This is a genomic window from Micromonospora zamorensis (genome assembly GCF_900090275.1).
Classification (GTDB): domain Bacteria; phylum Actinomycetota; class Actinomycetes; order Mycobacteriales; family Micromonosporaceae; genus Micromonospora; species Micromonospora zamorensis.
Window position 1 is genome coordinate 3450039 of sequence record NZ_LT607755.1, and the last position, 26734, is coordinate 3476772.

23 protein-coding genes, 1 tRNA gene and 1 pseudogene are annotated in these 26734 nt (G+C 70.7%); 13 read left to right on the forward strand and 12 right to left on the reverse strand.

Annotated features, from left to right (window positions below; all coding sequences use genetic code 11):
* Positions 1-37: 37 nt before the first annotated feature.
* The 4 genes from nrfD to GA0070619_RS15175 form a co-directional block, all read right to left on the reverse strand.
* Entirely contained in the window at positions 38-1108 is a 1071-nt protein-coding gene (nrfD, locus tag GA0070619_RS15155; RefSeq protein ID WP_088948666.1) for an NrfD/PsrC family molybdoenzyme membrane anchor subunit, read from the reverse strand.
* Positions 1105-2148 carry a 4Fe-4S dicluster domain-containing protein gene (locus tag GA0070619_RS15160; protein ID WP_088948667.1) on the reverse strand — a complete coding sequence of 348 codons (1044 nt, stop codon included), beginning with the start codon at positions 2146-2148 and terminating at the stop codon, positions 1105-1107. Before GA0070619_RS15160 ends, nrfD begins: the two co-directional genes overlap by 4 nt.
* A gap of 3 nt (positions 2149-2151) precedes the next feature.
* The gene (gene fdh, locus GA0070619_RS15165) at positions 2152-5427 is read right to left on the reverse strand and encodes a formate dehydrogenase (protein ID WP_157744002.1); all 3276 of its coding nucleotides are present in this window, start codon (positions 5425-5427) and stop codon (positions 2152-2154) included.
* A 145-nt stretch (positions 5428-5572) separates the two neighbouring features.
* Positions 5573-6370 carry a PrsW family intramembrane metalloprotease gene (locus GA0070619_RS15175; protein ID WP_088948670.1) on the reverse strand — a complete coding sequence of 266 codons (798 nt, stop codon included), beginning with the start codon at positions 6368-6370 and terminating at the stop codon, positions 5573-5575.
* Positions 6371-6479: 109 nt separating this feature from the next.
* Here GA0070619_RS15175 and GA0070619_RS15180 point away from each other — a divergent pair, with 109 nt between their 5' ends.
* Complete coding sequence (locus tag GA0070619_RS15180; protein WP_157744003.1) at positions 6480-7184, forward strand: permease-like cell division protein FtsX; 705 nt, start codon at positions 6480-6482, stop codon at positions 7182-7184.
* Between the two features lie 114 nt (positions 7185-7298).
* Here the strand turns inward: GA0070619_RS15180 and GA0070619_RS15185 are convergent, their stop codons facing one another.
* Positions 7299-7718 carry an ASCH domain-containing protein gene (locus tag GA0070619_RS15185; RefSeq protein ID WP_088948672.1) on the reverse strand — a complete coding sequence of 140 codons (420 nt, stop codon included), beginning with the start codon at positions 7716-7718 and terminating at the stop codon, positions 7299-7301.
* A gap of 77 nt (positions 7719-7795) precedes the next feature.
* Between GA0070619_RS15185 and GA0070619_RS15190 the strand changes: the two genes are divergently transcribed.
* The gene (locus GA0070619_RS15190; RefSeq protein WP_088948673.1) at positions 7796-8194 is read left to right on the forward strand and encodes an NUDIX hydrolase; all 399 of its coding nucleotides are present in this window, start codon (positions 7796-7798) and stop codon (positions 8192-8194) included.
* Between the two features lie 2 nt (positions 8195-8196).
* On the opposite strand, the gene GA0070619_RS15195 is transcribed toward GA0070619_RS15190, so the two are convergent.
* Positions 8197-9270: an XdhC family protein gene (locus GA0070619_RS15195; protein ID WP_088948674.1), complete on the reverse strand. Its 1074-nt coding sequence runs from the start codon at positions 9268-9270 to the stop codon at positions 8197-8199.
* 118 nt (positions 9271-9388) lie between these two features.
* Between GA0070619_RS15195 and GA0070619_RS15200 the strand changes: the two genes are divergently transcribed.
* From GA0070619_RS15200 to GA0070619_RS15235, 8 genes are read left to right on the forward strand one after another with little or no spacing between them, the layout of a single operon-like run.
* A complete protein-coding gene (locus tag GA0070619_RS15200; RefSeq protein ID WP_088948675.1) occupies positions 9389-10261 on the forward strand; it encodes an FAD binding domain-containing protein in 873 nt (290 codons plus the stop codon).
* A gap of 2 nt (positions 10262-10263) precedes the next feature.
* Entirely contained in the window at positions 10264-10812 is a 549-nt protein-coding gene (locus tag GA0070619_RS15205) for a (2Fe-2S)-binding protein (protein WP_088948676.1), read from the forward strand.
* Entirely contained in the window at positions 10809-13199 is a 2391-nt protein-coding gene (locus GA0070619_RS15210; RefSeq protein ID WP_088948677.1) for an aerobic carbon-monoxide dehydrogenase large subunit, read from the forward strand. Before GA0070619_RS15205 ends, GA0070619_RS15210 begins: the two co-directional genes overlap by 4 nt.
* A 10-nt stretch (positions 13200-13209) precedes the next feature.
* Entirely contained in the window at positions 13210-14076 is an 867-nt protein-coding gene (locus GA0070619_RS15215; protein WP_088948678.1) for an XdhC family protein, read from the forward strand.
* 3 nt (positions 14077-14079) lie between these two features.
* The gene (locus GA0070619_RS15220; protein ID WP_088948679.1) at positions 14080-14655 is read left to right on the forward strand and encodes a nucleotidyltransferase family protein; all 576 of its coding nucleotides are present in this window, start codon (positions 14080-14082) and stop codon (positions 14653-14655) included.
* Positions 14652-15521, forward strand: a complete 870-nt coding sequence (locus tag GA0070619_RS15225; protein ID WP_088948680.1) for an AAA family ATPase — start codon at positions 14652-14654, stop codon at positions 15519-15521. Before GA0070619_RS15220 ends, GA0070619_RS15225 begins: the two co-directional genes overlap by 4 nt.
* On the forward strand, positions 15518-16375 hold the full coding sequence (locus tag GA0070619_RS15230; RefSeq protein WP_088948681.1) for an SRPBCC family protein: 858 nt from the start codon (positions 15518-15520) through the stop codon (positions 16373-16375). The genes GA0070619_RS15225 and GA0070619_RS15230 overlap by 4 nt, the downstream gene beginning before the upstream one ends.
* The gene (locus GA0070619_RS15235) at positions 16372-17610 is read left to right on the forward strand and encodes a vWA domain-containing protein (RefSeq protein ID WP_088948682.1); all 1239 of its coding nucleotides are present in this window, start codon (positions 16372-16374) and stop codon (positions 17608-17610) included. Before GA0070619_RS15230 ends, GA0070619_RS15235 begins: the two co-directional genes overlap by 4 nt.
* On the opposite strand, the gene GA0070619_RS15240 is transcribed toward GA0070619_RS15235, so the two are convergent.
* Positions 17535-18491 carry a LysR family transcriptional regulator gene (locus GA0070619_RS15240; RefSeq protein ID WP_088948683.1) on the reverse strand — a complete coding sequence of 319 codons (957 nt, stop codon included), beginning with the start codon at positions 18489-18491 and terminating at the stop codon, positions 17535-17537. The genes GA0070619_RS15235 and GA0070619_RS15240 overlap by 76 nt on opposite strands.
* Before the next feature lie 283 nt (positions 18492-18774).
* Here GA0070619_RS15240 and GA0070619_RS32395 point away from each other — a divergent pair.
* Together GA0070619_RS32395 and GA0070619_RS15245 are read left to right on the forward strand one after the other, a co-directional pair.
* Positions 18775-18837 (forward strand) — tRNA-OTHER (locus tag GA0070619_RS32395).
* Between the two features lie 552 nt (positions 18838-19389).
* Positions 19390-20931, forward strand: coding sequence for a TROVE domain-containing protein (locus tag GA0070619_RS15245; protein WP_231927429.1), 1542 nt, complete (start codon positions 19390-19392; stop codon positions 20929-20931).
* 46 nt (positions 20932-20977) lie between these two features.
* Here GA0070619_RS15245 and GA0070619_RS15250 read toward each other — a convergent pair whose 3' ends face one another.
* From GA0070619_RS15250 to GA0070619_RS15265, 4 genes and pseudogenes are all read right to left on the reverse strand, one after another.
* Positions 20978-21799, reverse strand: a complete 822-nt coding sequence (locus GA0070619_RS15250) for an FkbM family methyltransferase (protein ID WP_088948685.1) — start codon at positions 21797-21799, stop codon at positions 20978-20980.
* Between the two features lie 44 nt (positions 21800-21843).
* On the reverse strand, positions 21844-23502 hold the full coding sequence (locus GA0070619_RS15255) for a sulfatase-like hydrolase/transferase (RefSeq protein ID WP_088948686.1): 1659 nt from the start codon (positions 23500-23502) through the stop codon (positions 21844-21846).
* Positions 23503-23780: 278 nt separating this feature from the next.
* A pseudogene (locus GA0070619_RS15260) lies at positions 23781-24473 on the reverse strand (CDP-alcohol phosphatidyltransferase family protein); the annotation flags it as partial.
* Between the two features lie 186 nt (positions 24474-24659).
* A complete protein-coding gene (locus GA0070619_RS15265) occupies positions 24660-25478 on the reverse strand; it encodes a helix-turn-helix domain-containing protein (protein WP_088948688.1) in 819 nt (272 codons plus the stop codon).
* A 115-nt stretch (positions 25479-25593) separates the two neighbouring features.
* On the opposite strand from GA0070619_RS15265, the gene GA0070619_RS15270 reads away from it, so the two are divergent.
* Positions 25594-25938 carry a DUF1330 domain-containing protein gene (locus GA0070619_RS15270; RefSeq protein ID WP_088948689.1) on the forward strand — a complete coding sequence of 115 codons (345 nt, stop codon included), beginning with the start codon at positions 25594-25596 and terminating at the stop codon, positions 25936-25938.
* 8 nt (positions 25939-25946) lie between these two features.
* Here GA0070619_RS15270 and map read toward each other — a convergent pair whose 3' ends face one another.
* Positions 25947-26720, reverse strand: coding sequence for a type I methionyl aminopeptidase (gene map / locus GA0070619_RS15275; RefSeq protein WP_088948690.1), 774 nt, complete (start codon positions 26718-26720; stop codon positions 25947-25949).
* Between the last annotated feature and the right edge of the window lie 14 nt (positions 26721-26734).

Consider the following 26734-nt stretch of genomic DNA (forward strand, 5'->3'; position numbering starts at 1 on the left):
CCCCTTGAAAGGGGCGCCTTCCGTATCGCCGATCCGATCAGAGCTGGGTGGTCGACCGGTTCTCGTTGAGCCGCTCCCGTTGTGGCACCACCGTGTACTTCGGATCGCGGGCCGACACCCGTCCCGCCTCGAAGACGCCGAACCGGGTGGCGACCGACGATGCCACGAGGGCGGCGCCGGAGATCGCCGACAGGACCCGGCTGCGTCGGCTGAGCAGGGCGGTGACGGTGCCCACGGCGAGCAGGGCGCGTCCCGCCTTGACCAGCCGGCCGCTGCGGCCGTGCTTGTAGGGCTCGCTGGTGAGGCCCTGCCGCTCCAACTGGTGCCCTCCGCCGAACTCGACGGCCGCGGCGGCCAGGGCGAGTCGTCGCAGTGGGGCGGTCTCCGCGGCCGGTGCCGCGATCAGCCCCACCCCGGACGCAGCGGCGAGCGCGCTGCCGGCGAAAACGAACGGCAGCGACGGGTAGGCGTCGTGCCAGGACGGCACTGCCGTGTCGGCGAGCAGCACACCGGTGTACGTCGCCAGCGCCGGCGCGGTGGCCGCGGCGGCCAGGCCGGCGACGTTGCCGATGGGCGGTGCGATCCGACGGGCGAGGCCGAGCACACCGTGCTGCGGGAGCAGGGGTGCGAGCTCGGCGACCGCGGCCACGCCGGCCAGTGGCCCGAACGCGGCGAGGATCCAGGTGCCGACCGACATCGGCGAGGTCACCTTGGCCACCCGGAGCATGTGATGGAACCGGGCCGGCCGGCCGAGGTCGTGAACCAGCAGGTACGTGCTGGCGGCGACGCCGCCGAGGGCCGTCCAGCGGCCCACCTTGCGCAGCCCCGGTCGTCCGGTCAGTTGGGCGCCCGCGCCGATCAGCGCACTTCCGGCGGCGAGGCCTCCGGTGAACAGGTAGCCGGCGATGTCGTACTTCCACACCGGCGGCTTCAGGACCGGCCGGCCGTAGTAGGAGGCGAAGTCGGCCGGCGGCACCGTGAGCTGCTCACCGTCGCCGCCTCGTCTGCGGGGCTGCCGGTGACGCTTCCCGTCGGGCTGATCGAGGCCGGCCTGGAACTCGCGGAACCGGGCGCCGACCGGCTCGTTCGATGGTGTCTCGTCGGTCATTGCCGCCTACCCAGGAACGCGACCGCCGTGGCGACCGCCATCGTCATCGCCGCCAGGCCGGCGCGCTTCCACATGGCCGGCAGGTCGCGGGTGGTCACGATCGGGTCCGGTGGCAGCCCGTACACCTCCGGCTCGTCGAGCAGCAGGAAGAACGCCCCGTCACCACCCACGCCGTCGTTCGGGTCGTGCCCGTACAGGCGGGCCTCCGGCACTCCCTGCTCGTGCAGCTTCGCCACCCGCGTGGCGGCCCGCTCCCGCAACTCGTCCAGAGCCCCGTACTGGATCGACTCCGTCGGACACGCCTGCGCACACGCCGGCGTCATCCCCGCACCCAACCGGTCGTAGCACAGCGTGCACTTCCACGCCCGACCGTCGTCCTTGCGCTGATCGATGACGCCGTACGGACACGCGGAGATGCAGTAACCGCAGCCGTTGCAGATGTCCTCCTGCACCACCACGGTGCCGAACTCCGTCCGGAACAACGAACCCGTCGGACAGACATCCAGACACGCCGCGTGCGTGCAGTGCTTGCACACGTCAGACATCATCAACCAGCGGAAATCCGTACGCCCCTCCGCACCCGAGCCACGCCCCGGCGGCTGCGTACCCGGCATCCCCAGAAACTCCGGGCCGCCCGACATGCGGGCGGCCGCTGCGGGCGAGCCGGTGGGCAGTCCGGGGTCCGTGCCGGTGTCGGTGCTGGTACCCGCGCCGACCGCCGCAGTCACAGGGCTGATCGCCGGGCCGTCCGGGTCCCCCTCGAACGCCGGAGTCGCCCACCCGGCCGAGCGGGGCTGCTCCACGAACGCGACGTGCCGCCACGAGTTCGCGGTCAGGGCACCCGTGTTGTCGTACGACATGCCCAGCAGGTCGAGCCCGCTCTCGGGGACCCCGTTCCACTCCTTGCAGGCCACCTCGCACGCCTTGCAGCCAATGCACACGCTGGTGTCGGTGAAGAACCCCATCCGCGGCGGCGCGTCCTCGTAGCCGGCGTCCGGCGCGGGGTCCAGCGGCCCGTACAGGGCGTTGGCGTGGGGCATCGGTCAGGCCTCCTGGTCGCTGCTGCTGTCGGCGACGTCGGTCGTGACCATCGGTGGGTAGCGGTGGACGAGGTTCCCCGACCGCCGCCGGTAGTCGACGACGAGGCCCAACAGGTCCTGTCCTCTGGGGCGCCGTCCGGGCCGGACGTCGCAGGTGCCGACCTTGCTCTCCTGGATCAGGACGTTGGGGTCGAGGGTGATGCCGAACAGGTCGTTCGCCGAGTCGCCGGTCACCAGGCCCTCGTAGCCGAAGTGGTACGGCAGCCAGACCTGGTGGATGATCCGGCCATCCACGCGCAGCGGCGTGACGCGGTCGGTCACCAGCACCTTCGCCTCGACGGCCGCGCGGCTGGTGACCAGGTGGGCCCAGCCCAGGTGACTCAACCCTCGCAGGGCCGCCAACTCCGGCGACACCTCGACGAACATCTCGGGTTGCAGCTCGGCCAGCGGTGACACCGTCCGGCTCATCCCGCCGGCGGTGTGGTGCTCGGTGAGCCGGCTGACCGTGAACACGTACGGGAACACCTGGCTGTGCTCCTGCGGCGGGCTCGGGTTGAGCGTGTTGATCGGGTGGGTGTAGACCTTGCGGGTCGGGTTGGCCTGCTGTCGGTAGAGCGGGTTGCGCACCGGCGACTCGACCGGCTCGTAATGGGTGGGCATAGGTCCGTCCAGGACACCGGTGGGCGCGTACAGCCAGCCCTTGCCGTCGCCCTGAAGGATGAACGGGTCGTCACCGGCGATGCCCGCCACACCCGAGGCGTCGTGCTCCGGTCGGTAGGACGGCGGTTTGGTCTTTTCGAAGTCCGGCACGTCGTAGCCGGTCCACTCGCTCTTGTCCGCGTCCCACCAGACGTAGCGTTTGCGCTCACTCCACGGGTTGCCGTCCGGGTCCGCGGACGCACGGTTGTAGAGGATGCGCCGGTTCGCCGGCCACGCCCAGCCCCACTCGGGTGCCACCAGGGACTGCTCCGAGCCGGGTTTGCGGCGGGCGGCCTGGTTCACGCCGTCGGCGTACACCCCGGTGTAGATCCAGCACCCGCCGACGGTGGAGCCGTCGTCCTTCATCTCGGTGAACGACGCCAACGGACGGCCGGTGGCCACGTCGTACCCGTTGATCTCGCGCAGAACCGCCTCGGCGCTCGGCTCGACGGTCGGGCCGTGCGTGGGGTAGTCCCAGGCGAGGTCGAGCAGCGCACGGTCGCGGGGCTTCGTCGACGTCGCCAGCCGTTCCCGGATGACGCGCCCGAGGTGGTAGAAGAACCAGAGTTCCGAGCGGGCGTCGCCTGGCGGCTCGACGGCCTTCTCCCGCCACTGCAACAGGCGCTGCGTCTGGGTGAACGTGCCCTCCTTCTCCACGTGCGAGGCGGCGGGCAGGAAGAACACCTCCGTGCGGCACTCCTCGGGCACGATCTCGCCGGTCTCGATCTCCGGCGCGTTCTTCCAGAACGTGGCGCTCTCGATCTCGAACAGGTCCCGGACCACGAGCCAGTCGAGGTTGGCCATGCCGAGACGCTGCGCCCGGCCGTGCGCCGAACCGACAGCCGGGTTCTGCCCGAGCAGGAAATATCCCTTGATCTTGCCGTCGATCATGTCGAGCACCTGCTGGTAGGTGCCGTGGTCACCGGTCATCCGCGGCAGGTAGCCGTAGCAGTAGTCGTTGTCGGCGGTGGCGGCGTCACCCCAGTACGCCTTGAGCAGGTTGACGCCGTAGGTGCGGGCGTTGCCCCAGAAGCCCTTCTGCCCCGGGTGCGCGATGCTGTCCACCCACTTGTCCAGGGTCGGGTGATTGGCGTGGTGCGGCATCGGCAGGTAGCCCGGCAGCAGGTTGAACAGCGTCGGGATGTCGGTGGACCCCTGGATGCTGGCATGCCCGCGCAGGGCCATCACCCCACCACCCGGGCGGCCCACGTTGCCCAACAGGAGCTGGATGATCGCGCCGGTGCGGATGTACTGCACGCCGACGCTGTGCTGCGTCCAGCCCACCGAGTAGACGAGCATGCCGGTCCGGTCCCGGCCGGAGTTCTCCGTCCACGCCCGGGCCAACTCCAGGAACTTGTCCTGCGGGACGCCACAGACCCGTTCCACCATCTCCGGGGTGTAGCGGGCGAAGTGCCGCTTGAGGATCTGGTACACACAGCGCGGGTGCTGCAGCGTCTCGTCACGTTCGGTCTCGCCGCCGACCGGCGCGCCGTGCGACTCGTTCTCCAGCCCGGCCGCCGTCTCCCGCTGTGTCTCGCTGTCGCGGGTCGTCTGGTTCTGCGAGTGGCCCTCGTACCGCCAGCTGGCCTGGTCGTAGGTGGCGTTGTCGTCGTTGAAGCCGGAGAAGAGGCCGTGCATGTCCTCGGTGTCGGCGTACTCCTCGGTCACGATCGTCGCGGCGTTGGTGTAGGCGACGACGTACTCCCGGAAGTCCAGCTCGTTGTCGAGGATGTAGCGCACCACCCCGCCGAGCAGCGCGATGTCCGTGCCCGCCCGGATCGGCAGGTACGAGTCAGCCAGCGCGCTGGTGCGGGTGAAACGCGGATCGACGTGGAAGACCTTCGCACCCCGGCGCTTGGCCTCCATCACCCACTGGAAACCCACCGGGTGTGCCTCGGCCATGTTCGAACCCTGGATGACGATGACGTCGGAGTTCGACAGGTCCTGCTGGTACTGGGTGGCGCCGCCACGACCGAAGCTGGTCCCCAGACCGGGGACGGTGGAGGAGTGTCAAATACGGGCCTGGTTCTCGATCTGGAGTGCCCCCATTGCGGTGAACAACTTCTTGATGAGGTAGTTCTCCTCGTTGTCCAGCGTCGCCCCACCCAGGCTGGAGATGCCCAGCGTCCGGTTGAGCGGTCGACCCTCGGCGTCGACGTCCTCCCAGGTCTCGTCCCGGGCGGCCAGAACCCGATCGGCGATCATGTTCAGCGCCGTGTCGAGGTCGAGGTCCTCCCAATCGGTGCCGTACGGCCGGCGGTAGCGGACCTTGGTCTGCCGCAGCGGGCTGGTCACCAGGCTCTTGCTGGCCGAACCCTTCGGGCAGAGCCGACCCCGCGAGATCGGGCTGTCCGGGTCGCCCTCGATCTGACTGACCCGCCCGTCCTTGACGAACACCCGCTGACCGCAACCCACCGCGCAGTACGGGCACACTGAACGGGCCACGCTGTCGGCGGTTTCCGTGCGAGCCGTGAGCGCGCGGGATCCATCGGACTTCGCCGCGGCACCCCGCCCCAACGGGTCGGTGCCGGTGAGCTGGCGGTAGACCGGCCAACCCTCGATCCAGCTACGCACCCCCATTGCCGCACCTTCCCGACCAAGCACGCCAAATATGAACACTCTGACGTTAGATGAGGTGCCGGTCCGGTCGCAGCGGGATCACCAACAGTCATGCCTCCCCCGGCCTGATCGTGCGGGCCGGGAGAGGCATGAAGTACGGCGATGGTCAGTTCGGTTGGAGCTGACCAACGGGGTGCTCGACGAAGGTCCGGTAACGGCGCAGCTCCCAGAACAGCCAGCCGATGCTGATGATCGCCAACACGACGAAGACCAACGAGCCGGAGAACGTGTCCCAGAGGGTGTGCAGGACCACGACACCCAGGAACGTACCGATGAACCCGATGAGCCGGCCGACGCTCGGGCTGGCCAACAGCGCCCACAACGCGCCGGCGGTGAGCCCGGTCCAGGCGGTGTGACCGGCGGGCGCGGTCAGACCACGGACGAACAGCGTCTGCTCCACCGCACCGATGTTGCCCTGCGAGCTCAGCAGCGCGCTGAAGGCGTAGCCCATCGTCTCCAGCGCGGCGAACCCCATGCCGGCGGCGATGCCGATGATCAGCCCGTCGGAGGGCACCCGGCGGCGACGCTGGGCCACCACCGTGAACAGCAGGACCACCGGGACGATCAGCTTCGCCGACTCCTCGATCAGCGCGACGAACAGCATCGGCAGGGTGCCGAGCCCGCGCAGGGTGTCGTACTCCAGCGTGCCGGCGACCACAGTGCCGATCACACCACCGAAGAACGCCGACGTCACCAGCACCGACGCCGGCACCTGCCATCGCCCGGTGCGAGCCTGCGCGAACGTCAGGAACGTCAGCGGCACCAGCGTCGCCCCGAGCAGGATCAACGCCGGTACGAAATTCGGGTTCTTGGTGCTGACCAGGGTCCGCAGCACCGCCAGGTAAAGGATCAGCCCGACGACGAGCACTCCGACCCACGCCCACCGGCGCCAACGATCACCCATACGGCGCAGTCTGGCGGATCCAGGTTACGAAGAACAGCCACGGAGTTGAGATCCTGACGACGACGCAGGGGCACACTGCCTGCGTCTTGATCACCTACGATCTGCCCCCATGCGTCGCATAGCACGGTCCCTGGCACTCACACTCCTGCTGGTCCTGTCCACCTGCGCCTCGAAGCCTGAGGTTGCCGGGGACGTGGCGTTGACCGTCTTCCTGGACAACGACGCGACGGCGACGCAGAGAGAGGCCGTGCAGCAACGGCTCCGGTCGATGCCAAGTGTCGAAGGCGTGGCTCTCGAAACCCGCGAACAGGTGCACGAGCGCTTCAAGGTCGATTTCAAGGACCAACCCGACCTGCTGGCGGACCTCAAGCCGGAGTACGCGCCAGAGCTCGTCCACGCCACTGTCACCGACTCTCTGATCGCCGAAGCGATCGAGGCGGTGATGACCGAGGTCGACGGCGTCGATGAGGTGGCGCTCCGGATCGCCGACGTCGACCCCCGGCCTTCGTGGATCGGGATCATCGTTCGGTTGAAATCCTCGGCGACCAGCGAGCAACGGGCCGCCATCCAGGACGCCGTCCGTGGACTGCCACACGCGAAGTCGGTCGGGTTCGAGGACCGCGACGCCGCGTACGAGCGCCTACGCAAGCGGTGCCAGGGCAAGGGCGACCTCACCGCGCAGCTCAAACCGCCGATGCCGCACGAGTCGTGGCGGTTCGAGCATCCCCTCAACGGCACGGGATCCGGAGTGTCACATCTGATGGACCTCGACGGAGTAGACGGCATCAAACTGGTTCCCGTCGAGATGCTGTAACGCCCTGCATGCCAGTGATCGTTGGCAGCTGAGCAGCTCGACACGCCGAGCATCGCACTGCTGAGCTGCCAACGATCACTGGCCCGGAGGCCAGCCGACCACTGCGCCGGCTGGTCAGACGACCTGCGCCAGCCGGAAGCGCTCGGCTACCACCAGGGTGTCGTCGTCGACGGTGAAGCCGGGGTCGCCCAACTCGGCGCGCACCTCAGCGCTGTGCCAGAACGCCTCGTGCCCCGCGCGCCACTGCGCCACCGACTCGTCGCCCTCGCCCTCATCCAGGGCGTGTTGCAGGTCGACGTCGCCGAGCCGGACCACCCGTACGTCCGTCAGCTCGATGACCGCGACGCGCCGCCCGTCGGAGTCCACCACCGCGGACAGTTGGCCCACCTCGGGCAGCGGCTCGTTCGCGCGCTCGTACCCGATCAGCAGGCCGGTCGTCGAGGTCTTCGCGCCGGAGAGGATCGCGGCGACGAGGCTGTCGCGCAGCGGACCCGGGAACGCGAACTCGGCCAGCGGAAGATCATCGAGTTCCATCAGCGGAGGGTACGCGATCCGGCGTCCCGCGAGGCGACGCCGTCGACAAGCTCGGGGCGACATGGCACGGTCCTCTGGTGGCAACCTATGGCGTCGCTCTCGTGCTGCTGGTCGATCCGTCGGGCGCGGTGCTGCTTCAGCACCGCGATGAGGACGCGCCCGCGTCGCCGGGTCAGTGGAGTCTGCCGGGTGGCCACATCGAGCCCGGTGAGTCACCGGAGGAGGCGGCCCGCCGCGAGCTGCTGGAGGAGACGGGCCTGACAGCGGGTGAACTGCATCCACTGTGGAGCGGCCCGCGCCCGTACGAACCCGGCTTTCCCCACACCGTCACCGTTCACGTGTTTCGGGGCACCACCACGGCCCGGCAGGAGGACGTGGTTATCGGTGAGGGGCAGGCCATGGTGTTCGTCCCCCGGGACCAGGTGCTCGACCGTGAGCTGGCGGTCTCCGCGGCGCTGGTCCTGCGCATGATCTAGCGTCAGGTGTGGTGGATCGGGGTCGCCAGGTCGCTGAGCGGCCGGCCCGAGCCGCCCCAGGCCTGCGCGGTAATCTCGGCGGCGATCGCCACGGCCGTCTCCTCGGGTGTCCGCGCACCCAGGTCCAGCCCGATCGGTGAACAGAGCCGGGCCAGCGCGGCCTCGCTCACGCCCGCCTCGCGGAGCCGGCGCATCCGGTCGTCGTGTGCGCGGCGGCTGCCCATCGCGCCGATGTAGCGGGCGGGTGTGCGCAGTGCGACCTGGAGCAGCGGCACGTCGAACTTGGGGTCGTGGGTCAGCACGCAGAGCACCGTGCGGTCGTCGACGGTCGTCGACTCCAGGTACGCGTGCGGCCACTGCACCACGAGGTCGTCCGCGTCCGGAAAGCGCGCGCGGGTGGCGAACACCGGGCGGGCGTCGCAGACCGTGACGTGGTAGCCGAGGAACCTGCCGATCCGGGCCATCGCGGCGGCGAAGTCGATCGCGCCGAAGATGATCATCCGGGGTGGTGGCACGTACGACTGGACGAACACCGCCACGTCGTCGCCACGCTGCTCCCCCCGCCGGCCCAGGTGGATCGTGCCGGTGGCACCGAGGGCGAGCATGCCCCGCGCCTGCCGGGCGGCCGCGTCGTCCAGGTCGGGTGCGCCGAGGCTGCCGGCGATCCGGTCGGGCCAGATCACCAATTGGGCGTTCTCCACAGATGCGGTGGCGACCGGCCGGCCGTCGGAGATCGCGGCGAGCACCTCGTCGGTCTCGGTCATCGCGACGCCGGGCTGCACCAGGACCTGGATCGTGCCGCCGCAGGTCAAACCGACGTCGAACGCGTCGTCGTCGCTGACACCGAAGGTCTGGGTCTGGGCAGTTCCGGTCTCCAGCGCCGTCCGGCACATCTCGTAGACGGTGCCCTCGACGCAGCCACCGGAGATGCTGCCCAGCACCTCGCCGTGTGCAGAGACGGCCATCGCCGCCCCGGGTTGCCGGGGCGCGGACTGCCAGGTCCGCACGACGGTCGCGACGGCGAACACGACGCCGGCCGAACGCCAGGTCGTCAGCCCGTCGACGATGTCCCGCATGGCCGCACGATCCGCGAGCCCGGGCCGCACCGTCAACGGCGACCTAAGCAACTGCTTAGGTCGCCGTTGACTTTGGTCACCGTCGGGCAGAGATTTTGCCGGACTGCGGAGGTACGACATGCAGGTGCCGGCACCGTTCGAGTACGAGCGAGCCACCAGTGTGGACCATGCGATCAGCCTTCTGGAGCATCGCGGCGGCACCGCCCGCCTGATCGCCGGCGGGCACAGCCTGCTGCCGATGATGAAGCTCCGGCTGGCCAACTTCGACTATCTGATCGACATCAACGACCTGCACGCCGAGCTGGGCTACGTCGAGACGGGCCCGGACGAGGTTCGCATCGGGGCGCTGACCCGCCATCGGGAGCTGCTCGAATCCCCCGTGCTGGGGGCGGCGTTCCCCATCTTCGCCGACGCCGAACGGGTGATCGCCGACCCGGTGGTGCGCAACCGGGGCACGCTGGGCGGCTCGCTCTGCCAGGCCGACCCGTCCGAGGACCTCTCGGCGGTGTGCACGACCCTGGACGCGCGGTGCGTGATCCGGGGTCCGGGCGGCGCGGAGCGGGTCGTGTCGATGGAGGACTTCCACGTCGGGCCGTACGAGACGGCCGTCGCGGACGACGAGATCCTGGTCGAGATCCGGCTACCAGTGCGGCCCGGCTGCGGCAGCGCGTACGCCAAGGTCGAGCGCCGGGCCGGCGACTGGGCCGTGGTGTCGGCCGGCGCGGCGGTGTGGCTCGACGGCGGCGTGATCGTCGACGCCCGGGTCGGGCTCGCGGCGGTCGGCCCCAACACGACGGGCATCCCGGAGATCTCGGCCGCGTTGCGCGGGCAGGAACCCTCGGAGGGGCTCTACGAGCAGGCCGGGGCCATCGCGGCGCGCAGCTGCGACCCGGTGACCGACCAGCGCGGCAGCGCGGACTACAAGCGGCATCTGGCCGCCGAGCTGACCAGGCGGACCCTGCGCCGGGCCGTCGAACGGGCGAGGAGCTGAGCATGCAGGTCACCATGACCGTCAACGACGTCGAGGTCACCCGGGAGATCGAGGCCCGGCTGCTGCTGGTGCACTTCCTGCGGGACGTGCTCGGTCTGACCGGCACGCACTGGGGCTGCGACACCAGCAACTGCGGCACCTGCGTGGTCTGGTTGGACGGCGAGCCGGTGAAGTCGTGCACCGTGCTCGCGGCGATGGCCGGCGGCCACCAGGTGCGTACCGTCGAGGGTCTCGCCAAGGGCGCCGAGCTGGACCCGATCCAGCAGGGTTTCATGCAGTGCCACGGCCTCCAGTGCGGCTTCTGCACGCCGGGGATGATGATGACCGCGCGGGCGCTGCTCGACCGCAACCCCGACCCGAGTGAGACGGAGATCCGGGAGGCGATCTCGGGTCAGATCTGCCGGTGCACGGGTTACGCCACCATCGTCCGCTCGGTCCGCTGGGCCGCCGTGGCCGAGGCGCAGGCCGCGGCCCAGGTCACCGAGACCACCGAATCGACCGAGGCCGGCGAGATCGACAACGCCGGCCAGCCCGCGGAGGCCGTCGCATGACCACCGTGCACGAGCGCGTGGACACGTTCCACGACAACGACCAGAAACCCGTCGGGTACGGCCGGATGCTGCGCAAGGAGGACCCGCGCTTCCTGCGGGGTCGCGGCCGGTACGTCGACGACGTCCAACTGCCCGGCATGCTGCACCTCGCGATCCTCCGGTCGCCGGTGGCGCACGCCCGCATCGTCAGCATCGACACGAGCGCCGCCGAGGCGTCGCCCGGGGTGAAGGCGGTGGTGACCGGGGCTGCCCTGGCTGCGCAGAACCTGGCCTGGATGCCGACCCTCTCCAACGACGTGCAGGCCGTCCTCGCCACCGACAAGGTGCGTTTCCAGGGCCAGGAGGTCGCGTTCGTCCTCGCCGAGGACCGGTACGCGGCCCGCGACGCGCTGGAGCTGATCGACGTCGAGTACGACGTCCTCGACCCGGTGATCGACGCACGTCGCGCGTTGGAGCCGGACGCCCCGGTGATCCGCGACGACCTGGACGGCAAGACGAACAACCACTGCTTCGACTGGGAGACCGGCGACGAGGCGGCCACCGAGGCGGTCTTCGCCCGCGCCGACGTCGTGGTCAGCCAGGACCTCGTCTACCCCCGGGTGCACCCGGCGCCCATGGAGACGTGCGGGGCGGTCGCCGACTACGACGCCGTCGACGGCAAGCTGCGGCTCTGGTCGACCACCCAGGCGCCGCACGCGCACCGCACCCTCTATGCCATCGTGGCGGGCCTGCCCGAGCACAAGATCCAGGTGATCGCGCCGGACATCGGCGGCGGGTTCGGCAACAAGGTGCCGATCTACCCCGGGTACGTCTGCGCGATCGTCGCCTCGATCGTCACCGGCAAGCCGGTGAAGTGGATGGAGGACCGCTCGGAGAACCTGATCAGCACCGGTTTCGCCCGCGACTACATCATGCGCGGGGAGATCGCGGCGACCCGCGACGGTCGGATCCTCGGCATCCGCACCAACGTGCTGGCCGACCACGGCGCGTTCAACGGCACCGCCGCCCCGGTGAAGTACCCGGCCGGCTTCTTCGGGGTGTTCACCGGCAGCTACGACATCGAGGCCGCGTACTGCAAGATGACGGCGGTCTTCACCAACAAGGCGCCCGGCGGTGTCGCGTACGCGTGCTCGTTCCGGATCACCGAGGCGGTCTACCTGGTCGAGCGGATCGTCGACTGCCTCGCCGACGAACTCGGCATGGACCCGGCCGAGCTGCGGCTGAAGAACTTCATCCAGCCGGAGCAGTTCCCGTACACGACGAAGACCGGCTGGGTGTACGACTCGGGCAACTACGAGCCGACGATGCGGCTGGCGATGGAGATGGCCGGCTACGACGAGTTGCGCCGCGAGCAGGCGGAGAAGCGGGCCCGGGGCGAGCTGATGGGCATCGGCATCGCGTTCTTCACCGAGGCCGTCGGCGCCGGGCCGCGCAAGGACATGGACATTCTCGGGCTGGGCATGGCCGACGGCTGCGAGCTGCGCGTCCACCCGACCGGAAAGGCCGTGGTACGCCTCAGCGTCCAGTCGCAGGGTCAGGGGCACGAGACGACGTTCGCGCAGATCGTCGCCGAGGAGATCGGGATTCCACCGTCGGACATCGAGGTGCTGCACGGCGACACCGACAACACCCCGTTCGGCCTCGGCACGTACGGCAGCCGGTCGACGCCCGTCTCAGGCGCCGCTGCGGCTCTGGTGGCCCGGAAGGTCCGCGACAAGGCGCGGATCATCGCCTCGGGGATGCTGGAGGTGTCGGTGGCCGACCTGGAGTGGGAGAAGGGCGCGTTCCACGTCGCGGGCGACCCGGGCAGGTCCGTCACCATCCAGGACATCGCCATGCGCGCGCACGGCGCGGGTGACCTGCCCGAGGGCATCGAGGGTGGGTTGGAGGCGCAGATCTGCTACAACCCGTCGAACCTGACCTACCCGCACGGCGCGTACATCTGCGTGGTGGACATCGACCCCGGCACCGCGCAGGTGAAGGTCCGACGGTTCATCGCGGTCGACGACTGCGGCACCCGGATCAACCCGATGATCATCGAGGGGCAGGTGCACGGAGGGCTGACCGACGGGGTCGGCATGGCCCTGATGGAGATGATCGCGTTCGACGAGGACGGCAACTGCCTCGGTGCGTCCCTGATGGACTATCTGATCCCGACGTCCCTCGAAGTGCCCGACTGGGAGACCGGGTTCACCGTGACGCCGTCGCCACACCACCCGATCGGCGCGAAGGGCGTGGGCGAGTCCGCGACGGTGGGGTCGCCACCCGCGATCGTCAACGCGGTCATCGACGCCCTGAAGCCCTTCGGCGTACGCCATGCCGACATGCCGCTGACGCCGTCGCGGGTCTGGGACGCGATGCGCGGCCAGGCCCGGCCGCCGATCTGAGGGAGCCGAGATGACCACCATCGCGGAGCGCGCCCGGGAGCTGACCGACACCCGGGAGCCGTTCGTCCACGCCACAGTGGTCCGCGCCCAGGACCCGACGTCGGCCCGGCCGGGCGACGCCGCGGTGATCCGGTCCGACGGCTCGATCGAGGGCTTCGTGGGCGGGGTGTGCGCCGAGAGTTCGGTGCGCGCGGCGGCGCTCGACACCCTGCGCGACGGGACCGCCCTGCTGCTGCGGGTGCTGCCGGAGGGCGCGGTCCCGTTCCCGGACACCCCTGGGGCGCGGGTGGTGGTCAACCCGTGCCACTCCGGTGGGGCGATCGAGGTCTTCCTCCGACCGATGCTGCCGGCGCCGGCTCTGCGTGTCGTCGGCAGCACGCCGATCAGCGCGGCGGTGGCCAACCTCGCCGCGTTCCTCGACTTCGACGTCGTCGCGGCCGACGACTGCGCCGGCTGCACCGCTGTCGTCGTGGCCGGGTTGGGCAAGGGCGAGCAGGAGGCGATCCGGGCCGCGCTGGACGCCGGCGTCGGGTTCATCGCGCTGGTGGCCAGCGGCAGGCGCGGCGCGGCCCTGCTCGACGAGCTGGGTTTGACCGACGAGGAGCGCGCCCGCGTCCACTCGCCAGCGGGTGTGGACATCGGCGCGCGTACGCCGGCCGAGATCGCCCTGTCGATCATGGCTGAGGTGGTCCGGGCGATCCGGGTGGACGGGTTGACCCCGGCCTCCGGCGCGCCGGCCGCTCGACCCCAGCAGGCCGTCGACCCGGTGTGCGGGATGACAGTGCTGGTCGGGCCGGAGACGCCGCACGCGCGGGTCGACGGGCAGGACTTCTGGTTCTGCTGCGCCGGCTGCCTCGCGAGTTACACGGCGGCGTAGCCCGTGTTCCTGACCGGCCTGGTGCTCGCCGCGGGCGCGTCGGTGCGCCTCGGCGAGGCGAAGCAACTGCTGCCCTACCGGGGGCGGACGCTGCTCGACGCCACACTCGACCTGGCCCGCTCATGCGGCTTCGACCAGCTGCTCGTCACACTGGGCGGCGCGGCGAGCGGCATCCGCGACCGGGTCGACCTGACCGGGTGCCAGGTCGTGGAGAACCCGGCGTTCAGCACCGGCTGCGGGTCGTCGGTCAGCACCGCCGCGCGGGCGGTGGACCCGCGCGCCGACGCGCTCGTGCTGCTCCTCGGCGACCAGCCCGGCGTCCGCGCCGCAGACGTCCGCCGGGTCGCCGAGGCGGCCACCCCGCTGGCCGTCTGCCGGTACGCGAACGGGCTGGGCCACCCGTTCCGCTTCGGCCGGGCTGTCCTTCCCGAGCTGTACGACCTGCACGGCGACAAGGCCGTCTGGAAGCTGCTGCACTCCGGCCGCCACCCGGTGACCGAGGTGCCCGTCGACGGGCCGGTGCCGATCGACGTGGACACCCATGCGGACTACCAACGCCTGTTGGCGGGCGAGGCATGAGGGACGCCCTGGCCGTGCGGCACCGCCTCGACGCCGTCGACTACCTGGTCGACGACGGCCTGGCGATGGCCCTGTTCCTCGCGTTGCGCCTCGGTCGGCCACTGCTGCTGGAGGGCGAGCCGGGTGTCGGCAAGACCGCCGCTGCCAAGGCGTTGGCCCGCGCGCTGGAAACGCCGCTGATCCGGTTGCAGTGCTACGAGGGGCTGACCGCGGGCGAGGCGCTCTACGAGTGGAACTACCAGCGACAACTGCTGGCGATCCGGCTCGCCGAGGCACAACAGGCGCGGCTCACCGACGCGGACCTGTTCAGCGCCGAGTTCCTCCAGGAGCGGCCGATCCTGCGGGCCGTACGCCACCGGGGGCCGGTCCCACCGGTGCTGCTGATCGACGAGATCGACCGGGCCGACGACGAGTTCGAGGCACTGCTGTTCGAGTTCCTCGGCGAGGCCGGCATCACGATCCCCGAGCTCGGCACGTTCACCGCCCGTACGCCGCCGGTCGTGGTGCTCACCTCCAACCGCAGCCGGGAGCTGCACGACGCGTTGCGCCGCCGCTGCCTGTACCACTGGATCGACTTTCCCGAGCCGGCCCGCGCCGTCGAGATCGTCCGCCGTGCCGTGCCGGGCGCCACCGAGCCGCTGATCCAGACGGCCGTCCAGTTCGTCGGCGGCGTACGCGGCCGCGAGTTGGAGAAGCCGCCCGGGATGGCGGAGACCATCGACTGGGTGGCCGCGCTGTCCGTGCTGGGCGTCGCCGGTCTCGCCGCCGACGACGTCGCGCTGACCATCGGCACCATCGCCAAGACCCCCGACGACCGCGCCGTGGTCGCCGCCGCGCTCGGCGCCTACCAGGAGAGCCAGCTATGAAGATCACGAACGAGTTCGCGGTCGCTGTCCCGATCGACGAGGCGTGGGCGGTGCTCACCGACCTGGAGGGGATCGCGCCGTGCCTGCCGGGCGCCCAGTTGACCGGCGTCGACGGTGACGTCTACCGGGGCAGGGTGAAGGTCAAGGTCGGGCCGGTGATCTCGGAGTTCGCGGGCACCGCCCGGTTCGTCGAGAAGGACGACTCCGCCTACCGTGGGGTGATCGACGCGAAGGGCCGCGACGCCCGGTCGACGGGGAACGCGTCCGCGCTGGTCACCGCCCACCTACGGCCGGACGGCGACCGGACGCTGGTCAGCGTGGACACCGACCTGAAGATCTCCGGCAAGCTGGCCCAGTTCGGCAGCGGCATGATCAAGGAGGTGTCGGGCAAGTTGGTGGCCCAGTTCGTCGCCAACCTGGAGGCCAAGCTCGCGGCCGACCACTCGACCCCGGCCGTGCCGGCAGCACGCGCGGACTCCGAGCCCGTCGCGCCAGCGCCCGAGGCGCTTCCCGCCGCGTCCGCGACAGCGGTCGCCACCACACCCAGGACCGCCGCCGTCGCGCCGTCACCGATCGAGCCGTCGCCCGCCTCTTCGACGGCGGCATCGTCGCCGATCTCGCCGTCACTGCCGTCGGCGGCGGCGTCGTCGGCATCGTCATCGCCGTCGGCATCGTCATCGTCGTCGGCGGTCGAGTCACCCGACGGCTCCACCCGCGTGGCGGTGGCTGCCGAGCCGGAGGCGCTCGACCTGCTCAGCATCGCCGGCGGTTCGATCACCAAACGCCTCGTACCCGTCGTCGTCGGTCTTGTCGCCGTGGGCGCGGTGATCGCCTGGCTGGCCTCGCGCCGGTGAGCCCGGGCGTGCTGCGCGGGGTCGACCGGGCCGCGTTCGCGGTGGCGCTCGCCGGCCGGCTGCGACGAGCCGGCGTCCCGGCCGGCCTCACCGATGTCGACGACTTCGTCCGGGCGCTCGCCGCCAGCCCACCAGACTCGATGTCGTCGCTCTACTGGACTGCCCGGATCTGCCTGGTCCGACGGCACGCCGACCTCGCCGCGTTCGACCGGGTCTTCGCGGCGATCTTCGCGGACCCCCCACCGCTGCCCCGGCCGTCGCGGTCCGCGTCCCCGCCTGACGCTCACGACGACGTGTACGTGCGTGTGCCCGCCGACACCGACGACTCGGATTCCGGCGGTGGCCTGCCGTGGGCGACGCTGCCGCCGGCCGTGGCGGAGACACCGGCACACGACACAGCGCTGCTGCTGCCCGAGCGGCGCCCCAGCGCCCTCAGCGGGCTCGCCGACCGCCCGTTCGACGCACTCGACAGCGCACAGGTCGCACAACTCGGCGACGCCCTGCGCGCTGCCGTCGGCGGCTGGCCGACCCGGCGTACCCGGCGGTTCGCCATCGGCGCGGCCGGTGCCCGGGTCGCGCTGCGGCCCACCATCGCCCGGGCCCGCCGCACCGGATGGGAACCCGTCGAGGTCGTCCGCGAGCGACCGGTGCGACGGCCACGCCGGGTCGTGCTGCTCTGCGACGTCAGCGAGTCGATGCGGGCGCAGGCGACCGCGTACCTGCATCTGATGCGGGCGTTCGCGGTGGTCGCCGACGCGGAGGTCTTCGCGTTCGCGACGACGCTGACCCGGCTCACCGTGGTGCTGCGACACACGTCGGCGGCCGAGGCGGTCGCGCAGGCCAGCGCCGCCGTGACCGACCGGTACGGGGGCACCCGGATCGCCACGAACCTGCGCTCCCTGCTCACCTCCCACCACGCGGACGCCGTGCGCGGGGCGGTGGTGGTGATCGGGTCGGACGGCTGGGACAGCGACCCGCCGGACGAACTGGCGGCCGTGATGGCCCGGCTGAGCCGCCGCGCGTACCGGATCGTCTGGTTGAATCCCCGCGCCGGCGCACCCGGCTTCACCCCCCGGGTCGGCGGCATGGCCGCCGCTCTCCCCTACTGCGACCGGATGCTGCCCGCCGGCACCTTCCAGGACCTGCTGGTCGTCGCCCGTCAACTCCAGAGCGTCACGTGCACCGACGGCCGGAAGTGGCCGACGCTGACGCCGGCGCCCCGCATCATCGCCTGAATCGCCCTCGGCGTCGACGAGAAGCGCGACAGCTCGTCGGCGGCCGACATCGCGTCGGGGGTGGCGAGCACCTGCGAATGCCACACCGCCTCCATCGTCGCGTTTGGCCCCGCCACCTGCGCGAGATGCCCCTGCCGGACGTCCGGCGCGACGGTGAACGCGAGGGCCGGCGAGACGCCCTTGCCCCGCTTGGCCTCCCCCAGCGCCGCCGCGTGGCTCTGGAAGATCTGCTGCCGCTCGTCCGGCACGGCAAGGCGACGCAGCATCGCCGGCACCCCACCCAGATCCGTGGTGGCGGACGGCCCGAGCAGCCAGGTCTGCTCCCGTAGTTGCCCGGGGGACGCCGGCACACCGGCCAGCGGGTGCTCCGGGCCGACGACGAGGACGAGGCGGTAGTTCATCACCGGTCGGCTGGCCGTGGCGCTGTCCACCACCGGCGGTTGCGGGCCGATCGCGATGTCCACGGCGCGAGCCAGCAGCAGCGACCCGAAGGCACCCGGGCTGCGTACGCTCAGCTCGACGTCGAGGTCGGCGGCTCGCTTGGCGAAGAGCTCGATCAGACCCGGCGCGGCGAACTCGGCGAACAGGCTCGACGCCGCGACCCGCAGCAGCCGCCGGCCACGCGTCGCGGCGCTCACCTCCCGGATCGTACGGTCCTGAAGCCCCAGCAGCTCCGCGGCGCGACTGGCCAGCCGCAGCCCACCAGGGGTGAAGGCGAGGCCACCCGCCGTCCGGGAGAAGAGCTTGTCGCCGAACTCCCTGCGCAACTGGGCGATGTGGAGCGACACGGCCGACTCGGAGACCTGCAGCTCCGCGGCGGCCTGCTTGACGGACCCCAGCCGAACCACCGCGACGTACGCGCGCAGCTGCGTCGGGGTCATCGGTGTCACCCACCTCCCGCGCGATCGCGTGGCTCGGCTCTCCGTCGAGACGAACCCCGATCATGCCCCGGTGACGTGTCCCACCGCCATCAGTGATTCACCCGACCGACGTGCTCGTCGTCGACGATCGGGGGCTCGACGCGGCGCGGGGCCCTCGCTGCGGTCGGGCTGGCCGCCCCGGCGGTGGGGTGAACGAACCCGTCCGGAGCCAGCGGAGGCCGCCAGGGCGCCGAAACAGCTTGTCCGCGCGTCGGTGCGGGCCTATCGTCGTCAGGCGCCTTCCGGTGCGCAGGCAACGGCTACTTCCGCTCTCAACGGGGAGACGTGGGTTCGAATCCCACCGCCACCTTGGGTGGCGTCGACCAGCGGCCCAGGTCACCTTGGCCCGCAAGGGCCGGTCGCCGTCGCCGCTTCGATCTCGGGAGGCGCGCTCACGCCGCACGCCCGGTGCGACGGACACGGCTACTTCTTTGGTGAAGGCCCGGCAAGGGCCCCGCGGTTCGAACCCGCGAAAACCGTGTCCACTTTTGATCTCGGGCGTGCGGCGTGACCAGGCGGGCACCACTGCCCTCCCGATCACAAGATCGCAAACTCCGTTGCCCGGCCGTCGGCGCCACCGCTAGCGTCATGACCGCACTTCCCGGTGCGCAGGTGACGGTTACATCTGGAGGGGTTCCGACCCCGGTGAAGGACCATCCGTCGCCGACCTCGATCTCGGGAAGCGCGACCACACCACACACCCGGTGCGCAGGCAACGGTTACTTCAGGGGTCCGCAGATGGGGGTTCGAGTCCTCCGCCACCTTCGGGTGAATAGTTCAACGGACAGAACGGCGGACTGGTCCGTGGCTGATTTTGATCTCGGGTGTGCGGTGGGGTGGCGTTTCCGAGCTGATTGACGTGGGGGACGTCATGGCCAAGTTCAACATCAAGCTGCGCAAGGGCCGTCAGCAGCCGGCGACCGCCCAGGGCGCGCCCGGCTTCGCCCGTGAGCCGCGCGTCGAACTCTTCCTGCTCGGTGTCTCCATCATGGTCGGCGAGGACACCTTCTACGAGGGCGCCACGGACCGGGACGCTCGCTTCCGAGACCTGGTCGCCACCGTCGCCGTAGCTGACCCGGACTGGTTCGCTCGCTTCGTACCGTGGCTTCGGTCCGTCGCCATGCTGCGCTCGGCGTCCGTGGTGGCGGCTGTCGAGGGCGCTCGCGCCCAGGTTGCCGCCCAGATTCCGGGTTCGCGGGCAGTCGTGGACGCCGCGTTGCAGCGTGCGGACGAGCCCGCAGAGGCTCTGGCGTACTGGCTGGCTCGCCATGGCCGGGCACTACCCAAGCCGGTGAAGCGGGGCATCGCCGACGCGGCGGTCCGGCTGTACACCGAGCGGAGTCTGCTCAAGTACGACTCCGTCGGCAGCCAGGTGCGCTTTGGCGATGTCATCGACCTGACGCACCCCACCGCGAAGGACGAGCGGCAGGGCGACCTGTTCCGGCACGCGCTGGATCGGCGGCACCGGCGGGACAATCCGCTGCCGGCGTCGCTCGGGATGCTGGCGGCCCGGGACGCGCTCATGGCGTTGCCCGTCGAGCAGCGTAGGGAGGTCACCGATCCGGCGGTGCTGGGCGCGGCCGGCATGACGTGGGAGGCCCTGGCGGGCTGGCGACAGAGCGCGATGGACGCCTCGGCATGGGAGTCCGTCATCCCGACCATGGGCTATTTGGCGTTGCTGCGCAACCTGCGCAACTTCGACCAGGTCGGGGTCAACGACACCGTGGCGGAGACGGTGGCGGCCAAGCTCTCCGATCCGGGCCAGGTTGCCGCCTCTCGGGTGCTGCCGATGCGCTTCCTTTCGGCGTACAACGCGGCACCGAGTCTGCGGTGGGCGTACCCGCTGGAGAAGGCCTTGCAGCATGCCCTGGCCAACGTGCCTGCTCTGGGCGGGAGGACCCTCATCCTCATCGACACGTCGGGCTCGATGCAGAGCCCGTTCAGCAAGGACGGCACGCTGCTCTGCTGGGACGGCGCCACGGTGTTCGGCCTGGCGCTGGCCGCCCGGGCGCGGGCGGCCACGGTGGTGTCGTTCTCCAATGACAGTCGAGTGTTTCCGTCGTTGGCGGGCGAGTCGGTGCTCGCGGCGGTGCGGCGGTTCAAGGACGACGGCTACTTCTTCGGCATGGGCACCGACACCGAGAAGGCGGTGCGCGAGCACTACGACCGGCACGACCGGGTGGTCATCCTCACCGATGAGCAGGCCCATTGGCACAACGCGGCGGACGTGGCCGCAACGGTGCCCGCTGAGGTTCCCGTGTACACCTGGAACCTGGCCGGATACCGGGTCGGGCACACGCCGACCGCAGCGAACCGGCACACCTTCGGCGGGTTGTCCGACGCCGCGTTCGCGATGATCCCGCTCATCGAGGATGGCATTAACGAGCGGTGGCCCTTCTGAACGTCGGGGCGCCGTGACGGCTCCTTGCCCGGTACGCGGGCAGTGGCTACTGCCGCTTCGGATCGTCATGCGGTGGTGGCTGTCGCAACCCTCCCCGGGACACGCAGTACACGTCGCCGGAGTTGGTCCGGTGCGGCAAGTCGCGCAGGTGTGCTGCCACGTCGCTCGCGGGTAGCCACCTCTCGAAGGTCATCGACTTGTCGTCGCCGAGCGCGACGTCGAACCCGTCGAAGCCGAGCGCGGTCAGGCGGTCGAGACACCGGTAGGCAACCGCACGTGCGATCGTGGTGAACTCGAACGACAGAGCGGGCAGCGGTCGGCTCAGGCCGGCCAGCACCTCGTCCTCGAAACCCTCCACGTCGATCTTGGCGAAGCTCGGTACGCCGTACTCGTGGATCAGCGCGTCGACGGTGACCACCGGGACCTCGATGTCCCCGTCCCACACCTGGCTCTCCCAACCGCCCGCGCCCTGCGCCGCCCGGACGAAGTCGGACGAGGCGGTCGACACTGTGGGGTTGGCGGAGTTGACGTGCAGCCGTGTGCTCCCGGCGGCCGCTCCACACGCCCCTTCGACCAGCGTCACCTGGTCGTCGTCGGCGTAGATCGCCCGCAGGGCGCGCAGGCACAGCGGCTGCGGCTCCACGGCGACGACCCGGGCTCCGAGGCGACGGAAGCTGCCGATGTGGTCGCCCACGTGGGAGCCGATGTCGAAGACGAGGTCCCCCGCGGTGACGAACCGGGAGTAGAACGCGTCCATCCTCGCGTCCCGCTGCGGGTCGCCGTAGTAGACATCCAGCGACCGGTGCAGGAGGGACATGGCCGGATCGGTCCGGAGCGCCGCGATCCTGGCCTCGGTGGTAGCCGTCATCTGTCTGTCGTCCAGTCCGTGAGTGGGGCGCGAGGTGGCCGGGGTTACGGCCCGAAGGCAGTCAGGAACCGGTCCCGGAAGGTGTCCATCCGCCAGACCGGTGCCTGCGGCCCGGGCTTGAGCCCGTCCTGCCAGCCCCACCCGGAGATCCGGTCCAGGACGGCCCGGTCCCGGGTGATGATCGTGATCGGGACGTCGTGGCTGGCGTTCTCGCCGGTGACGACCGCGGCGGGCTGATGGTCGCCGAGGAAGATGAACACGAGATCGTCGTCGCCGTAGGTCTGGACGTAGGAGACGAGCGTGCTCAGGGTGTACTGGATGGACTGCCGGTAGTCGGCCCGGATCTGGGCGGTGCTGCGCCGCCGCTCATCCTCCTCGCCGGCGGTGCCGCGGTAGATCGCCCCGTCGCCGACGGTGGCCCAGTCGACCAGTCGCGGGACGGGCGTCCACGGTGCGTGGCTCGACACCAGCGCGATCTCCGTCATCACCGGGTTGCCGTCCTGTTTCGCCTGCTCCAGGCGCTGCCAGCTGGACAGCGTGAACTGGTCGGGCATCGTGCCGAAGCTGAACTTCGGACCGCGGTACCCGAGCGCCCTGGCGTCGTAGAACCGCTCGTAGCCGAAGAAGGAGCCCTCCGGCCACGCCCTGCTGACGGCGGGCATCACGCCGACGGTCTGCCAGTTGGCCCGTCGGAAGGCGCCGTTGAGGGTCATCCGGTCACTCGCCAGCAGGGTGCGGTGCCGCTGGTCGTTGTCGATCCACAGACCGGAGAGCAGGGTGTCGTGTGCGAGCCAACTGCCGCCGCCGAACGTCGGCGAGGTGAGGAAGCCGGACTGCGCGGCGAATCCCGCCGCCTGCAACTGGCTGGTGCCGCTGTCGAGGACGGCGCCGACCTGCGGGGCGAACTCCGGGTCCTCGACGGCGTCCCGGCCGTAGCTCTCCACGAAGGCGATGACCACGTTCTTGCCCCGCAGCGCGGTCAGCAGTTGGTCGCCAGGGGTTTCGGCGAACCGGTCGGCCTCGATCTGGGTGGAGAACGTCTTCCGGTCGTCGAGACGCAGGCGCACCTGGAACCCGTGGCCGTTGGCCAGGGTGGTCGCGGACGTGTCGGCAACCGGTACGGCCGGCACCACCCGCACGTCGAACGCCGCGCAGGCCACCCAGACGACCACGAGCGCCGCCACGATCCGGGTGGCCCCGGTGCGGTGCCCGATCACCAGCCGGCGCAGCCGCCGCACCGACAGCGTGACCAGGACGGGCAGGCCCACGGCCACCACCGCCAGGGCGATCGCTGCGCCGATGGCGGCGGGCCGACCGTACGACTCGCTGAGGAAGGCGAACGCCTCGTCCAGCAACGCCCAGTCGAGCACCAGGTCGAACGCCCGGCTGAGGGCGGCGGAGAACCCCAGGTCGAGCAACTTCAGCAGGCCGAGCAGACCGAGAGCCACGCCGGTGACCGTCGCGACCAGCCGGCTCCCGCGCGATGGCAGCGCGAGCAGGAGGGCCACGACCAGCAGCGCCTCCAGGGGGATCCGCACGAACGCCGCCGGGGTGAGGCGACCGAAATCGTACGGCGCGGTGAGCACGAGCAGCACCAGCAGCGCGGCCAGGACGGTCACCAGTCGGGCCACGATGGAGCGGCCCGGCCGACCCTCGGGTGCGGTGCCGTCGGTCTCGGTGGCGTCCGACAGTTCGCCTCTCATCGCCCTCCGTCCCTGGCTCGACTGCTGACGTACGCGCGTCAAGATCGACAACCCGGGCATCCTTCCATGATCTTCGTGGGGCGTGGCATCCGGGCGGCTCAGACGCGGGCGGTCCCGCGTCGGGCCACGGCGACCGGCCGGTGCTCCGGCCAGGGCATCGCGTCAGGCGCATCGGGAACGTGTGCGACGTGCTGGGTGATGGCGGCGTGCTGGGTGACCGGTGCGTAGTGACTGGCCGGGGCATCGTGGGTGACCGGGGCGTCGTGGACGAGGGCGCGGCGGAGGTGACGGGTCAGCCACAGCCATGTGACGTCGCGCCCGAAGGACTCGATGAGCAGCGCCAGTGACACCACCAGCATGGCGGTCGTCAGCGGCCCCGGCAGCGCGTCACCCATCGCCACCGTCAGCACCACGCCCTGGATCGCCGCGACGGCCTTGCGCCAGTAGCGCGGCGGCAGCGACCCGCGCATCCATCCCAGCACCCAGCTCGCGGCCACGAAGACGTACCGCATCGCGCCGATCGCGAGCACCCAGCCGCCCACCGAGGGGGCGACATGGAGGCACAGCACCAGCACCAGGAACGAGTCGATCTCCATGTCGAAGCGCGCGCCGAGCTCGCTGGTCGTCCCGGTGCGTCGGGCCGTGTAGCCGTCGACCGCGTCGAGGACCAGCGCCACGGTGGTAAGGGTGACCATCAACGCGACCGGCGCCGGCCGGGTGAACGACTCCGCGGCCAGGGCCGTCACGCCGCCGACGAGGATCGCCCGGCTCAGGGTCACGCGGTCGGCCGGGCTCAGACCAGGCGCGGCCGACCGGGACATCCCCCGGCTGAGCAGGAGACACAGGCCCACTCCGTAGGCCAGCCCCGCCAACCATCCCGCCGCGCCCAGACCGATTGTCTCCGCGAGCACCGCCAGCACGACGATCTGCACGATCAGCCCGACGAGCGGACCAGTTCGAACCGTTGACATCGTGCCTCCGCGAATCTGGTGTGTGACCCTGACCGTCATCACGGAAAATATGACCGATCGGTTCATTCTGAACGGGACTCACCATGTATACGGACGAACGTGCCCCGTCGGATGCGGATTAGTCGTAGACGGTGGGTGCAGCTCGTCGCCGCCGACGACGCCACGGACGCGACGACGGTGTCGAGGTCAGGCCACGCCGGCCGCAGGCGTGCCGAGGGCGTGGAGCGCGGCGGCGGTCACCGGGTCGGCCGGAAAGAAGGCCTCGACGGCCAGCCCAGAGACGGTGACGTCCAGCGGGGTGCCGAAGAGGGTGGTCGTGCTGATGAATGCCAACTCCCGGTCGCCGTGGCGGTACCGCAGTGGGATGACGACACGCGACAGCTCGTCGCCGGTCGGTGCCCCGATGTCGTCGCCACTGGGATAGCCGCGAAGCTCGTCGAGCAGATCGGACAGGACCGGGTCGCTGGCCGCCGCGGCCTGTTGGCGCAACCGTGCGAGCAGGTGGGCCCGCCACTCGGGAAGGTTGAGGATTCGCGGGGCCATGCCGTCGGGGTGCAGGCTGAGCCGCAGCACGTTGACCGGTGGGGTGAGCAGGTGAGGTTTCGCGTCGGCGGTGAACAGGGCCACGGCGGGGTTGGCCTCGACGAGCTGCCAGTGCTGGTCGACGAGCACCGCGGGGTACGGGCTGTGCCCGTCGAGAATCTGCCGTACGGCGGCCCGGAACGGGGCGAGTTGCGGGTCGGTCAGCTCGTGGCTGGGATAGGCGGGGGCGTAGCCGCCGGCGAGCAGCATCGTGTTGCGCTCGGCCAGCGGCAGGTCGAGCCGCTCCGCCAGCCGCAGGATCAGGTCCGGGCTCGGCCGGGATCGCCCGGTCTCCACGAAACTCAAATGCCGGGCCGACACACCCGCCTCGATCGACAGGTCGAGCTGACTCATTCCGCGGGTTCGACGCCAGTCGCGCAGCAACTCCCCCACCGGTCGGCCCGGCCTGGTCCTGGTCGTCACCCCCCGACCCTAGTGACCACACCGGGGGTACGCCCCATTACCTGCGACGTAATCGACAGCGCGCACCGACGCTCGCGATCATCTCCACGAAGGCGTCCCCAACGATCGGAGAATCATGACCGCGTACGCGCTCGCTCATCTGCGTAGGGCACCTGTCCATGCCGAGGTGCTCGAATATCTGGAGCGCATCGATGCCACCCTGGCGCCCTTCGAAGGTCGGTTCATCGTCCACGGTGGGCCCGTCGAGGTGCTGGAAGGCAGTTGGCCGGGCGATCTTGTCGTCATCGAGTTTCCCGACTCGACCAGGGCCCGCTCCTGGTACGGCTCCGATGCGTACCAGGAGATCAAGCCGTTGCGGACGAGGCACCTGGCCGGCGACGTGATCCTCGTCGAGGGGGTCGACGCCGACCACAGCTCCGCGGAGATGGCTGCCGCGATCCGCCGGGCCGATGGTTCCTGAGGTCGGGATCAGGCCTTCGGCAGGGTGAGCACGTCGGCTCCGTCGTTGGTGATGGCGATCGTGTGCTCGCTGTGCGCCGTCCGGCAGCCGGTCACGCTGCGCAGCGTCCAGCCATCGGCGTCGGTGACGAGCTTGGCGGTGTCCGCCATGACCCAGGGCTCCAGCGCCAGCAGCAGGCCCGGGCGCAGTCGGTACCCGCGTCCGGGCCGCCCGGTGTTGGAGACGTGCGGGTCCTGGTGCATGGTCGAGCCGACGCCGTGACCGCCGAACTCGGTGTTGACCGAGTATCCCGCCGCGGTGAGGACGGAGCCGATGGCATGGGAGATGTCACCGATGCGGGCGCCCGGGCCGGCGGCGGCGATCCCCGCGCTCAGTGCGCGCTCGGTCGCGTCGATCAGCGCGACGCTCTCCGGGGGCTGCACGTCGCCCACGATGAAGCTGATGGCGGAGTCGGCGACGACTCCGCCCAGGGAGACGGCGAGGTCGAGCGACAGCAGGTCGCCGTCGGCGAGGGTGTAGTCGTGCGGCAGTCCGTGCAGCACGGCGTCGTTGACCGACGTGCAGATGTAGTGGCCGAACGGCCCACGTCCGAAGGACGGCTCATAGTCGACGTAGCAGGACTGCGCCCCGGCCTCCATGATCATGCTGCGTGCCCACGCGTCGATCTCCAGGAGGTTCGTGCCGACCGCGCTGCGGCTCTTCAAGGTCTGCAGGATGTCGGCGACCAGGGCGCCGGAATCCTTCGCTCGCAGCAGGTCGGTGGGGGTCAGGATCTCGATCATGCAGCGCCTTCCTC